Genomic DNA, 13723 nt, shown 5'->3' with positions numbered 1-13723 from the left:
AAAACCTATGAAAATCAACCCAAAAAACATGTTAAACGGCCTTATGGGCGTAATGACAGCAGGACTACTTTTGTCGGCCTGTAAAAAAGAAGGACCTGTGGATGGAACGGATGTGAGCCGTTCATCCACAGCATCTTCCGCTTCCCCGGCAGCAGCAGCGGCTGCCAAAAGCGGCCCGATTAGCGTTTGCTACGTGGAAGTAAACAACAACAACATCCTCAATGTGGGGGCTTACACCCTGAAAACCGGCGGTCAGCAGCTTTTTGACCTGGCCATCATCTTTGCGGCAAACATCAATTACGATCCGGTTGCAAAAAAGGCAGTCTTGTTTAACAACGACAAGGTGACGAAAGTACTGAGCAACAAAGCAACCTATATCAAGCCTTTACAGGATAAAGGAATTAAGGTATTGCTTTCCATCCTCGGCAACCATCAGGGCGCTGGCTTCTGCAACTTCACGAGCCGTGCTGCCGCAAAAGACTTTGCACAGCAACTGAGCAATGCTGTAACCACCTATAATCTGGACGGGATCGACTTTGACGATGAGTATGCAGAGTACGGCAAAAACGGAACCGGACAGCCCAACGACAGCTCCTTTGTGATGCTGGTACAGGAGCTTAGAAAACTGATGCCAACAAAACTGATTACTTTCTATTACTACGGACCTGCGGCTTCGAGGGTACAATGGAACGGACAAAGGGTAGGCGACAATGTGAACTATAGCTGGAATGCAAATTATGGTAGTTTCTCTGTTCCTAATGTTCCGCCAATGGGCAAAAGCCTGCTGAGCCCTGCTGCGGTATGGATCAATAATACCAGTGCAAGTACCGCCAAATCATTGGCGCAATCTACCAAAAATCAGGGCTATGGGGTTTACCTGACCTATGATCTTCCGGGAACAAATATGGCTACTTATCTCTCTTCATTCTCTACGGTATTGTATGGAGATAGTGTGAAATTAAGCTCACCATTGCAGAGCTGGCCTTAAACGTATTTAATTAAATTTTATCAATATATCAATCCCTGAAAAATGAAAAACTTAAAAATTTGTTTAATTGGCCTGGCCTTACTGGGCTTTGCAACAGCCTGCAAGAAGAATTCAGCTGTGACCGGTACAGAAGTAGCCACTACCGGAAGTTTAATTGATTACAAGAACAGCAAGCATCAGCTGAGCGTTGGTTATTACCGTACCTGGCGCGACAGCGTAACCGAAAGCGGAAATAAGACGAGCATGCGCCGCTTACCGGACAGCCTGGATATGGTCATGGTATTCCCGGATTATACCCCACCGGAAAATGCCTATTGGAATGTGTTGAAAACCAATTATGTTCCTTATTTACATACCAAAGGTACAAAGGTGATCATCACCATCGGAGACCTGAACAGTGCCACCACTACCGGCGGACAAGACTCTACCGGTTATGCCGCATGGGCGAAAACCATCAATGATAAATGGGTAACAGAATGCAATCTGGATGGAATCGACATCGACGTAGAGAGCAATCCAACCGGAACTACCCTGACCAAAAAGGTGGCCGCGGTGAAAGCTTTGTCTAAGTATTTCGGTCCGAGATCTGGAACAGGTAAAAAGTTCATTTACGATACGAACCAAAACCCGACTACCTTCTTTACCTCGATCTATAAGCTGATCGATTATACGTTTTTACAAGCTTATGGAAGAAGTACGAGTAACCTGACAAGCACGTTCAATTTATATGCTCCTTACATTACGCCTGATAAGTTCTTACCTGGCTTCTCTTTCTACGAAGAGAATGGTGCGAACTGGGGAGATGTATTGTATCCGGATCCGAATTTAACGGGCAGGTGTTACAACTATGCGCGCTGGCAACCTACGCAGGGAACCAAAGGCGGGGTGTTCTCTTATGCGATAGACCGCGATATTCCATCTAAAACAGACAACATCATTGCTGCGGATTATGGCGTGACAAAACGCATGATTAAGATCATGAATCCTTAGTTTATTAACCACGAAAGCAGGCCGTTATAAAATTAATGGCCTGCTTTTTGTATAATTAAAAATGAGAAAGGTTCTTTCTTTTCTCTGGTTTATCCTAGTTTTGCATAAAATAACCCGAATGAGATTCGCAAATTGGTTTTTAAGTCTGGTCATCATCGCATTGTGTATCACACCTTGTGCGGATGTTTTGGGCAATAATTTACCGGCCAGTACGACGAGTATCTCTAAAATTTCCAGCAATACAGACAATACTGAGCATCAGGGCTTAGATACCTGTTCTCCTTTCTGTGTTTGTGCCTGCTGCAGTACCCCAACGTTCACCAGGGTTCAGGTGACCTTTTTATATCTCCCATTACCCGCGCAAAGGACCTATGCTGAATTTGTAGACGGGAACATCAAAACAGCTTTCATATCAATCTGGCAACCGCCACAATTAGGTTAATAAAAATCTTCAAAATTATGCTTTGAGGGCCATTCTTTCCGAATAGCCTGGCACTGCAATTTTCATTTTTATTGCTCACCTAATTTTATATTCGATGCTGAAAAAAATCATTCAGTTTTCTATAAATAACAAGTTGGTTATCGGACTATTTACGCTGGCATTGATTGCCTGGGGCGTATACTACCTTAAACAGTTACCTATAGATGCCGTTCCTGATATTACGAATAATCAGGTTCAGGTAATTACCCTTAGTCCATCCCTGGCTACACAGGAGGTGGAACGTTTAATCTCTTATCCTGTAGAACAAACCATGGCCACCATTCCGGAAATTGAACAGGTACGTTCGATCTCCAGATTCGGCCTTTCGGTGGTCACGATTGTCTTTCATGACGATGTCGATATTTACTGGGCACGTCAGCAGGTCAATGAAAAGCTGGCGGAAGCCAAAAATAACATTCCCGGAGAGCTGGGCAATCCGGAAATTTCTCCGATCTCCACTGGTTTAGGAGAGATCTATCAATATGTGATCCATGCCAAACCGGGCTTTGAAAATAAATACGATGCCCGGGAACTGAGAAGTATTCAGGACTGGATCGTACGTAAACAACTGCTCGGAACACCCGGAATTGCTGAAGTAAACAGCTTTGGTGGTTTGCTGAAACAATATGAAATCGCCCTTGATCCGGACAAACTGAGAAGTTTTGGCCTGAGCATCAGTGAGGTATTCAATGCCCTGGAAAAAAACAATAAAAATACAGGCGGTGCTTATATTGATAAAAAACCGAACGCCTATTTTATCCGGAGCGAAGGTTTAGTGGGCAGTCTGGACGACATCAGGAAGATCGTGGTAAAGAACAACAGCAATGGAATTCCGGTATTGATCCGCGACATCGCAGAGGTCAATATTGGCAACGCGATCAGGTACGGCGCCTTAACACGGGCTTCGAAAGACAGTCAGCGGGAAGCCGTAGGTGGCATTGTGATGATGCTGAAAGGTGCCAACGCCAATAATGTGGTCCGGCAGGTAAAGACAAAAATCGACCGGATCAATAAAACCCTACCGGAAGGAGTGGTGATTGAACCTTTCCTTGACCGGAGTTCCCTGGTAGACCGTGCCATTGGAACGGTGGCAAAAAACCTGATCGAAGGGGCGCTAATCGTGATCTTTGTGCTCGTGCTGTTCCTGGGGAATTTCAGGGCAGGCTTGGTCGTGGCCTCAGTAATTCCTTTGGCCATGTTGTTTGCCATCGCACTGATGAATGTCTTTGGTGTATCCGGAAACCTGATGAGCCTTGGGGCAATTGATTTCGGCCTGATCGTTGACGGTGCCGTAATTATTGTGGAAGCCACGATGCACATGCTTGGCGGGACTAAACTCGGCAGGCCCTATACCCAGGCCGAAATGGACCAGCAGGTAGAGAAATCAGCGGTCCGTATGATGAGTGCCGCCGCCTTTGGTCAGATCATTATCCTGATTGTTTACCTGCCGATCCTCGCTTTGGTTGGAATTGAAGGGAAGATGTTCGGACCGATGGCACAAACCGTGTCCTTTGCCATCATTGGCGCATTTATCCTGTCGCTCACCTATGTGCCGATGGTTTCTTCGCTGATTTTAAGCAAGAAAGTTTCTGATAAAAAGAACTTCTCGGACAAGATGATGGATTTCTTCCTTCGTTATTATACACCTGTGATCCGTGGGGCATTGAAAAAGAGAATGCTGGTCATCGTCAGTTCAGTGGTATTGCTGTTGATCAGTGTCGGATTGTTTATGAGAATGGGCGGAGAGTTTATCCCAACGCTGGAGGAAGGTGATTTTGCTGTAGAAACAAGGTTGCTGACGGGAAGTTCGCTGAGTCAGAGCATTGATAAAATCAATCAGGCTTCCGGCATTCTGGTCAACAAATTCCCGGAAGTAAAGGAGGTGATCGGAAAGATTGGTTCGGCAGAAATCCCTACAGATCCGATGCCTATGGAGGCTACCGATCTGACAGTCATCCTGAAGGATAAGAAAGAATGGACCAGTGCCACAACAAGAGAAGAGCTGGCAGAAAAGATGGGCGCGGCGCTGGCACAGATTCCGGGAGTAAGTTTTGGTTTCTCCCAACCAATTCAGCTGAGGTCGAATGAGCTGATTTCCGGAGTGAGACAGGACATTGGGATCAAGATCTTTGGGGATGACCTGGAAGAGTTGACCACCTTATCGCAAAAGGTAGGTAAAATCGTGTCTTCTGTGAGTGGTGCAAAAGATTTATACCTGGAACAGGCGACAGGCCTGCCTCAGATTGTGGTGAAGATCAACAGAGACCGGATTGCCCAATATGGCATCAGCATTGAAACGGTAAATCAGGCTTTAAATACGGCTTTTGCCGGACAGTCTGCGGGTTTGGTCTATGAAGGGGAAAAAAGATATGACCTGGTGGTGCGTCTGGCTCAGGCCAACAGACAGGACATCAACGATGTGAAAAATGTCTATGTGACGGCACCGAATGGCAATCAGGTAACCCTGGACCAACTGGCGGATGTGGAATTTAAAATCGGACCTAACCAGATCCAAAGAGAGGACACCAAACGCAGAATCATTGTTGGCCTGAACGTGAGGGGAAGGGACATCGCCAGTGTGGTGACAGAGATTGAGCAAAAGATCAATCAGCAAATCAAGCTTCCGGCAGGATATTACATTACCTATGGTGGTCAGTTTGAGAACCTGAAAGAAGCGCAGCAAAGGCTTTCTATTGCCGTTCCTGTGGCGTTGCTACTGATCTTGTTGTTATTGTATTTCTCTTTTGGTTCGGTAAAACAATCGGTGCTGATTTTCTCTGCCATTCCTATGGCCGCTATCGGGGGGATTTTTGCCCTCTTGCTTCGCGGGATGCCTTTTAGTATCTCTGCAGGGGTAGGCTTTATCGCGCTGTTCGGTGTGGCGGTTCTGAATGGAATCGTGTTGATCACTGAATTTAACCGGTTGAAGAAAAATGGATTGGAAGACCTGAATGAAATAGTCCTGCAGGGAACGGCCATCCGGTTGAGACCTGTACTGATGACTGCTGCTGTAGCTTCTCTGGGTTTCTTACCGATGGCAATTTCTGCGGCCGCAGGAGCGGAGGTTCAAAAACCTTTGGCCACAGTGGTGATTGGCGGATTGATTACTTCGACCATCCTCACCCTGATTGTACTGCCGGTGTTGTACACTTATTTTGAACGCTTTAAACCGAAAGGGAAAAGCAATGTTCCGGTAACTGTGATTGCCTTGGTTGCTGCTTTACTGTTTTTTGCTCCCGGAGCCAAAGCGCAGTCAGCAGGAAATCCGGTAACGATGGAGCAGGCAATCGCCATTGCGATACAGAACAACCAGTCGGTAAGGTCTTCTGCTTTGGAGATTGATCAGCAAAAAGCCCTGAAGGGAAGTGCTTTTGATCCCGGAAAAACAAGTGTGACACTCCAGTATGGGCAGTACAACTCCATCAAAAGGGATAATGGCATTAATATCCAGCAGGGGATTCCTTACCCCGGCCTGGCAAAGAACCAGAAAAGAGTATATGATGCCCAGATTAGAGGGGCAGAGATTAACCTTTCTGTAACTCAGAATGAGCTGAAGTATCAGGTGAAAACAGCCTATACACAGCTGGCGTATTTGCTGGCACTTAGAAAGCTGTACCAGAGTCAGGATTCCGTATACAGCAATTTTAAGAAAGCATCGACTTTCCGTTATCAGGCCGGAGAAACAAACCTGCTGGAGAAAACGACTGCTGAGACGCAGTATTTTGAGATGCAAAACCAGATGACCAGGAACGAATCCGGCATTGAGGTATATACTGCTGAATTGCAGAAACTCATGAACACGACTGATCCGGTCGTTCTTCCGGAACAGCCTTTCCGTAAGGAAGACTGGAAGGAGGTGGTGAACGACAGTACAATGCTGAAAAACCCATCGCTGGCCTTTCAGTTGCAACGGGTAAATATTGCCGATAGGGCCATCGGACTGGAAAAAGCGAAAGCAGGCCCTGATTTTACATTGGGTTATCTCAACCAGTCGATCATAGGAACACAAAATGTAAATGGACAGGACCGCCTTTTTGATGCTGGAAAGCGCTTTCAAGGGGTTCAGGTAGGCATTGCTTTACCATTGTTTTTTAAGCCTTTTTCTGCAAGGATTAAGGCGGCTAAAATAGAAAAGGAAGTGGCGCAAAGTCAGTTTGACGGTTTTAAGACCGGACTTCAGGCACAGTACAAACAGGCAGATCAGGATTTACTGAAAAACGCAAAAAGCATTGCCTATTATGAGAAGAATGCCTTGCCGAATGTGAACCTGATCCTGAAACAAAGCCAGATTGCCTTTAAGAACGGAGAGATTGGTTATGTAGAGCATTTACAGGCTTTACGTACTTATTCCGACATTCAGTTTAGCTATCTCCAGGCCATCAACCAATACAATCAATCCGTTTACACCTTACAATACCTTATCGGTTTATAACCTCAATGGTTGATGAGGCTTGTTTTGCAGGCTTCATCAACCAATAAAAAGCAAGAAAATGAAAATACAAGTTAAAAATATCAGCAGCATGGCCATGGTTTTAATACTGGCCCTATTTCTCTCTGCCTGCGGAAATAAAAAAGCCCCGGAAAGTACTGAGGCAGCGGCAACGGAAACCAAGCCGAAAGAAGAGGAGAACAATGTAGAAATCAGTCCTGAGCAGTATAAATCTGTTGGCATTATATTGGGATCTCCGGAAATGAAATCCATGAGTGGGGTATTGAAAGTGAATGGTTTTATCGATGTTCCGCCACAAAATCTGCTGAGCATCACGACACAAATGGGGGGCATTGTGAGGTCTTCTCCATTATTGCCCGGAACTGCTGTGCGGAAAGGACAATTGGTTGCGGTATTGGAAAACCAGGAATATGTTCAGTTGCAGCAGGATTACCTGGAAAGTAAAAGCCAGCTGGAGCTGACCGATTCGGAATACAAACGTCAGCAGACCCTGGCTTTACAGAATGTGAATGCACAGAAAGTATTGCAACAGGCAAAATCTCAATATCAGGTGGCCCTGGCCCGTGAAAATGCGTTAAAGCAAAGGTTGAGACTGATCAATATCAATCCTTCAAGTCTGACTGCAGGAAGCATCCGGAGCCAGGTGAGCATCTTTTCCCCGATTAACGGCTACGTAACCAAGGTAAATGTAAACACCGGGAAATTTGTGAATCCGAATGATGTGATGTTCGAGATCGTGGACAATTCTAACCTGCATGTGGAGCTGAATGTCTTTGAGAAAGATGCCGCAAAAGTTCGTAAAGGACAGAAAGTACGGTTTACGTTAACCAATGATGATACAGAAAGAACAGCGGTTGTGCAGTTGGTTGGCGGAGAAATCAATACCGATAAAACCGTGACGGTACATGCCATTGCAAAAGGAAGTACAGGTTTTATTCCGGGAACTTACCTGAAAGCATTTATTGAGACCGGAAGCGATAAGGTGCTGGCATTGCCGGAAAATGCTGTGGTTGATTTCCAGGGAAAGAAATACATTTTTATTGCCGTTTCTGCGGCTAAAGAAACACCCGCCCGGGGAGGAGCCGAAGCCAAACATTATGAAATGATTCCGGTAGAAGCGGGCGTAAGTGATGCGGGCTATGTAGAGGTGAAAATCCCTGCAGATACGGATACTCAGGGCAAAGTGGTCATGAAAGGTGCTTATGACCTGCTTTCAAAAATGAAAAACAGCGAGGAGGAATAAGCCGTATGATGGAAAAGCAGGAAATCATGGATTTAAACCAAACACTGGCCTTGTGTGCCAGTGTTTGTGAAGATTGTGCGGCGGTAGGTTTTTCCAGGATTCAATACGGAACATTGAAGAAATGGTGGCCTACAGATCGGGATTATGCAGATGTCTGTTCCCTTACCGCAAAGGTATTGATGTTAAGTTCTGAGCTCGATTATACGCGTCTGTTGAATTGCGAAAAAGCCTGTAGAATGTGTGCAGAAGTCTGTTCGGGCTATGATCAGGAGCATTGCAGGATTTGCGCGAAAGTTTGTCTGAGATGCGCGGATATCTGTCGCAGTTATTATCAGAAATTAACCCATTAAAGTGGATGGATGATGAAAAGGCGGCCATTTTCTCATATCGGTTGGATAAGAATGCTGTTCTTTTGGATATTATGCGTTTTTATGCTGATCGCCGTGGTGATGAAATTATGGCATTATTGCGCCGCACATTGGTTTAAATGATAAAGGCCGGAATATTCCAGCCTTTATCATTTAAAAAACTTATGCTATTGTTTAGCAGGATTCATAATCTGAATACTTTCTCTGCTGACTTTGAAATGTGGTGTATGGTTATAGTCCCTGCTCATCCGGTAAGCACCCACACCTTGTGTATCGTTCTCATTGGTCCATTTCGCAAGATCCAGTAGCCATTGCGTCGCTTTCGCATCTCCATTTGGTGGACTATCCTGACCGCCATTCTGATACTTCCATTCATCCCCATTGGTCATGACAATCAGTTTATCCTTGCCAAAGGCAGCAAGCAGAGGGGCCAGCTCAGCAACTTTGGAGCCTTTCCAGCGACGGGCACCACCTACATAACATTGAAACAAAGCGTAATCATAATTGCTTTTGTAAGGGGTATAGATCCGGTCGTAGCTCAGTGGTTCTCCATCTTTCGTGTCCACATCCGTATCAAAAAGAAAAAGAGGTTTTATACCGGCATTTGTCAGGTTTCCTGCTTCCGCATTCGGACCAAAATATCTGGCTATTGCAGTCAACACAGCGACCGCATTTGTTGCCGGTGCATCATTGCCAAAAGTGCCTCTTTCGATGTCTACATCTATTCCATCCCAGCCCATTTGTTTGATGTATTTATTGTACATCGCCTTTGCCCAATGGTGATAAGTACTATTCGCATTGGGTTTTGTATTGTCAAAATCGGGAGGGGCAACATAACCCGGTTCTTTCGTTGCGGGATCTTTTATCGACCCGTCAAAATAAGCATCGTTTTTAGGGAAAGAACAGTAAACAATTCTCGTTCCTTTTGCCTGTAAAGCGCGCCAGTGATCCGGGTTTTGGTCATATCCGGCAAAGCCCTCTATAATGTCCACACTGTCGGGTACGTTGAGCATGTTAAAGGATGCTTCAGGATCATTTCCATCGCCAACGAGGTAACCGATAAACAATTTGTGCGGGCTTTTTTTGTAAGCGAGCAGGTTTGCGAGTGCTTCCCCGGAAAGCTTTTTCGGACTTTGTGCAATGCTGTTTGTTTTGCCGGAAAGCAGGCATACAAAGAGGAACGTAGCCGTTAGTAATGGGCTAAAGAGACGATTTATCATAAGAGGTCATTTGTGTTGATTCCTGAAAATTACAGGTTTATCTTCTTTAATCCAAAGATTAAATTGATTTAGCTCAGGTTATTGAGGGAATAGCAGGGAAGGGCTTATGCTTTGTAAGTTCCAAATAGCCGGTCCCAGATACTCGTGTAAAAGCCGAAATTATGACTAATGTCCTGATGGTGCTGGTGATGGAAACTGGAGGTTCCCAGGTATTTTAACAAAGGTTTGTTGCGCAAGCTGGCATTTAAGGGTTCCATTCCCAGATGGCCAATCATCCCAAACAGTACATTGATCATCAGGTAAATGATGATCGCATAAATGTTAAAGCTCCATAACAATAACAACAGGAGCCAGAGGCCGCCAAAGCTCAGGGTTTCCAGGGGATGTAAAATAAAAAGATCTATGGGTTTTGGATCGACAGCTTCATGGTGCAATCCATGTATGGCCTTGTATAGCCAGGTTTTATGAATGATATAGTGAAAAACATACATCAGCAGGTCCATTGCCAGGAACAGGATCAGGAAATCAATTAAAATGAAACCGGAAACTTCGGTGCTGATCCCGATAAAACCATTTTTCCATAACCAGTAACCAATATAAGTGACCAGCGTATTCAGGAGGTTGGTGAAGCAGCAGATCAGCCATTCCTTGCGGCTATAGGCATAAGCAGGAATCGGGTTCGGAGAAAAAAAACGCTGGATTAACCTTCCTGACCATAAAACCAGCACCGTAATCAAAACGTTTTCCAACAAAAATACCGGCCATAAATAAATGGCCGGTAATTCCAGTAAATAAGTTAACCCATCATTTACATCCATGTTCGGAAAGGCTGATTACTATTTGTCGTCATCTTCGGTTTCTTCCAGTTTTCCTTCTTTATTCCTTTTCAGGGCAACTTTAGGATTGTCCTGGGTTCCGGTAATGCTCAAAGGAATTCCGATCAGGCCAAATGGGGGCAGACCAAGTCTGCCGCTGATGTTCAGGCGGCCGTCAAAACTCACCTGACCTTCGAAACGCGGACGGAATCCTGCCACACGCATTTTAAACCTTTCGATAGTGATGATGTTGTTCTTTATGGTACTCTTGATGTTGACTTCAGAAAGATCCGGATTGCTCAGGCTATCACGACGGGTAGCTTTACTCACGGCATTCATAAATTTAAAGCCCATCAGGCTGATTTTTTTAAGCGATAAGGTTCCTCCGCCTTTTAAGGTCGGGAAAACAGGGAACATGTCTTTATTCAATTTACCTGAAAGCTGATAATCCAGGCCTACAATACCTTTCACTTTAGACGCCGAAGTTGCCAGTTCACGGAACAGCTTGATCTCTTTATAGGCCTTGGAAATGTCGAACTCCCTGGCAGAAATATGGTAGTCGAAAATGGCAGACTTAGGGCTTAAACTCTTATAAGTAGCATCCATCGTCATTGGGGCGTCGACCAGGTTAAAGCTTGTCTGGCTCAGGGTCATGGTTCCGTTATTTAGCCCCAGCGTTCCTTTTGCATCTTTAACTTTCAGTCCGTTATAATATACAGCAGCAGCATCTGCCACTACAGATACATTTAAATTATTTGGGATAATGATGACGCCGCTTCCTGCTGCCGCTTTTCCCGGCTGTGCAGGGGCGGTATTGTAAACCATGAATTCATCCGCAAAAAGCTGTTTTGTTTGCAGGTTAAAGTTTCCGGTAAGCATAGCCTTGTCGGACAATACATAATTGATGATATTTCCTAAATGACCATTCATGGTAAAATCTGATTTCCCATAACTGGCATTGAAACGTTCAAATTTCATCTTGTCCTGGGCAAAAGTAAACAAGCCGTTTTTGATGAAGAAAGATTTAGGAAAGAGGTCTGATTCCAGCGTAAGTTCTTTAACTACGACACGTCCTTTGTTGTTTAGTTTTTGATACCTGCCATTAAGCGCATCGCTTTGCAGACCTTTAAACGAAACATCGCTAAATATAGAACCTTTAACGTTATAACCTTTGATGGCAAATAACCGGTACATTTTGCCGATGTCTATACTGCCTTTAGAGCTGACATTATAGCTCATGTTGTCGAAGTTTTTAAGATCTGCTTTTAGCATAAAAGGCTGACCTGCCATTTGAAAGGAGATGGGCTTGATGTTCAGTTGCGTTCCTCTCAGGCTTCCGTCTTTGTTAACCAGCGTTCCATCTATCACAATCTGTTCCAGTGCCTGGTCAAAATGCGCCGTTTTAATCCTTCCGTTTGCCAGTTTAATGGTTGCAGAAGTTACCGGGAACAGCTTTTTAAGCTTATTGTAACCGCCCTTACTTTGTACGTCCAGGTTCAGTTCCCCACTCAGTTCCAGGTCTTTCAGCGGATAGAAGTTCTTAATCTCCGCAAAGTTGATCATGGATTTCAGCTGAACATCAACAGGATTGTTTTCTGCGGTCTGCAGTTTCGCAAAACCACGGATGTAATTGCTCAGCGCCTGGATATTAATATCGCTGATTTCCAGTTTGGTGTTCTTGTAATTGCCATCCGGATTATGGCCGTTCATGCTGAAATTGATCTTATCGATCGCAGCAGGAAGGGACGCATATTTGAAATAGCCATTACTCACCGAAGATTTTAAATTGAATCTGGGTATCGTAGCGATCACCGTATCTATTTGTCTGATCCCACTGCGGACTACCTTTCTGGTATACTTGCCATCGGCATTCAGGTCTAGGTTGTAATGTCCCCTGATCTGGTCTACACCAAAGATTTTTCCCCATTTTCCAAGGTCAATTGCTGCACGTGTTTTGATAAAGATTTCCGGTTCTTTGAGTCCGTTTAATTTTACGACCGAGCTGACATAGTCTTTTCCCATATTGAAATACAGGCTATCCATATTGATCGATAAGCTGTCCATATTTAGACCCGGCAATTTCGTTTGCAGATTCAGGTATAAATTGCTGATGGCCTCCGGCGCTTTGGGATTTGAAATCTGTCCTTCACGAATTTTCATGTTAAAGGACAAGGTGGGCATGGTCTTACTTTTTGCCAGGTATTTTCCGATTAAAGAAGCGTCAATCTCTGCATATCCTTTAATATTGGTTTTCTCCATGCGGTTTGCAAGGGCAGGGGGCATGGCCGAAAAAATATTGTGTAGGTCTGTTTCCTTTGCCCTGGTTTTAAAGTTGATGTCGTAACCATCTTTTAGAAAAGAGAAACGGCCCACAAAGTCTATAGGCAGGGAATTGATTTTTAAATCATTTTCATCAAACATCAGGTCAAGGGAGCTGGTGTTGATTTTAGTGAGGAGTTTGGCATTCACCTTTTTGTTCAGCAGGTAAGGTGTACCATTGTAATAAAGATTCAGGGTATCGATTGCCGCCTGACTTTTCAGGTCGAAAATCGCCTTGCTTAAATCTCCCTGTCCGGAATAGTTCAGCCCTTTGGCGCTCACCATCATCGGTACAGAACGGTCGTTATAAACCAGGTTACTCTTGTTAATGAAAATGCCTTCGATCTTGATTCCCGTGGAACTGCTGTCGGCTTTTTTTGTGGTATCTGTTTTACTTTCGTATACATTGTAATTGGCATTTCCTTTTTCATCCACTTCGATGTTGATATTGGCCTGATCAATGAAGACCTGATCGATCTTGATCTGATCAGAAAAAACAGTACGTAAATCTACACGAAAGGACAATTCTTTGGTAAAGAGCAGGGTATCCTGCTGGAAAGGTGCCGCACCCTTTAGCGAAAAGTGATGAAGGCTAAAGGTTAAGGATGGAAAATGCTTAAAAAAGGACAAACTGCTGCTGTCAAATTTAACTTCACCTTTGATGTTTCCATTCACCCATTTTTCGACTTCTTTAGAAATCGTGTTTGGCAGGAGGTAAGGCGTAATAAATAAGAGTAATACAACAGACGCAAGGGTTATTCCGGTAATTTTAAGAACTTTTTTCAAAAGATAATGATGTTAATATATATTGGGAACAAAGGTAATTCTTTAAAAGCTTAAAATGCATAG

At 44.4% G+C, this 13723-nt stretch carries 10 protein-coding genes; 7 read left to right on the top strand and 3 right to left on the bottom strand.

What is annotated here, in order from left to right; translation table 11 throughout:
* Positions 1 to 7 precede the first annotated feature (7 nt).
* From DBR43_RS17925 to DBR43_RS33435, 7 genes are all read left to right on the top strand, one after another.
* Positions 8 to 988, top strand: coding sequence for an endo-beta-N-acetylglucosaminidase H (locus DBR43_RS17925; protein WP_199757087.1), 981 nt, complete (start codon positions 8 to 10; stop codon positions 986 to 988).
* Positions 989 to 1030: 42 nt separating this feature from the next.
* The gene (locus tag DBR43_RS17920; protein ID WP_124583254.1) at positions 1031 to 1978 is read left to right on the top strand and encodes an endo-beta-N-acetylglucosaminidase family protein; all 948 of its coding nucleotides are present in this window, start codon (positions 1031 to 1033) and stop codon (positions 1976 to 1978) included.
* 118 nt (positions 1979 to 2096) lie between these two features.
* A complete protein-coding gene (locus DBR43_RS17915) occupies positions 2097 to 2420 on the top strand; it encodes a DUF6660 family protein (protein ID WP_124583252.1) in 324 nt (107 codons plus the stop codon).
* Between the two features lie 94 nt (positions 2421 to 2514).
* Positions 2515 to 6891, top strand: a complete 4377-nt coding sequence (locus tag DBR43_RS17910) for a CusA/CzcA family heavy metal efflux RND transporter (protein WP_124583250.1) — start codon at positions 2515 to 2517, stop codon at positions 6889 to 6891.
* 58 nt (positions 6892 to 6949) lie between these two features.
* Positions 6950 to 8152: an efflux RND transporter periplasmic adaptor subunit gene (locus tag DBR43_RS17905; RefSeq protein ID WP_124583248.1), complete on the top strand. Its 1203-nt coding sequence runs from the start codon at positions 6950 to 6952 to the stop codon at positions 8150 to 8152.
* Positions 8153 to 8178: 26 nt separating this feature from the next.
* A complete protein-coding gene (locus DBR43_RS17900; RefSeq protein ID WP_158622536.1) occupies positions 8179 to 8502 on the top strand; it encodes a four-helix bundle copper-binding protein in 324 nt (107 codons plus the stop codon).
* A 5-nt stretch (positions 8503 to 8507) separates the two neighbouring features.
* Positions 8508 to 8639 carry a hypothetical protein gene (locus DBR43_RS33435; protein WP_255420972.1) on the top strand — a complete coding sequence of 44 codons (132 nt, stop codon included), beginning with the start codon at positions 8508 to 8510 and terminating at the stop codon, positions 8637 to 8639.
* 48 nt (positions 8640 to 8687) lie between these two features.
* Here the strand turns inward: DBR43_RS33435 and DBR43_RS17895 are convergent, their stop codons facing one another.
* The 3 genes from DBR43_RS17895 to DBR43_RS17885 form a co-directional block, all read right to left on the bottom strand.
* On the bottom strand, positions 8688 to 9740 hold the full coding sequence (locus DBR43_RS17895; protein WP_124583244.1) for a glycoside hydrolase family 18: 1053 nt from the start codon (positions 9738 to 9740) through the stop codon (positions 8688 to 8690).
* A 104-nt stretch (positions 9741 to 9844) separates the two neighbouring features.
* The gene (locus DBR43_RS17890) at positions 9845 to 10558 is read right to left on the bottom strand and encodes a sterol desaturase family protein (RefSeq protein ID WP_124583242.1); all 714 of its coding nucleotides are present in this window, start codon (positions 10556 to 10558) and stop codon (positions 9845 to 9847) included.
* A gap of 18 nt (positions 10559 to 10576) precedes the next feature.
* On the bottom strand, positions 10577 to 13660 hold the full coding sequence (locus tag DBR43_RS17885; RefSeq protein ID WP_124583240.1) for an AsmA family protein: 3084 nt from the start codon (positions 13658 to 13660) through the stop codon (positions 10577 to 10579).
* Positions 13661 to 13723: the final 63 nt, after the last annotated feature.

This window comes from Pedobacter sp. KBW06, from assembly GCF_003852525.1.
In the GTDB taxonomy this organism is placed as follows: Bacteria; Bacteroidota; Bacteroidia; order Sphingobacteriales; family Sphingobacteriaceae; genus Pedobacter.
Note: the sequence above shows the minus strand (reverse complement) of the source record. Positions and strands in the feature narration are given on the sequence as shown.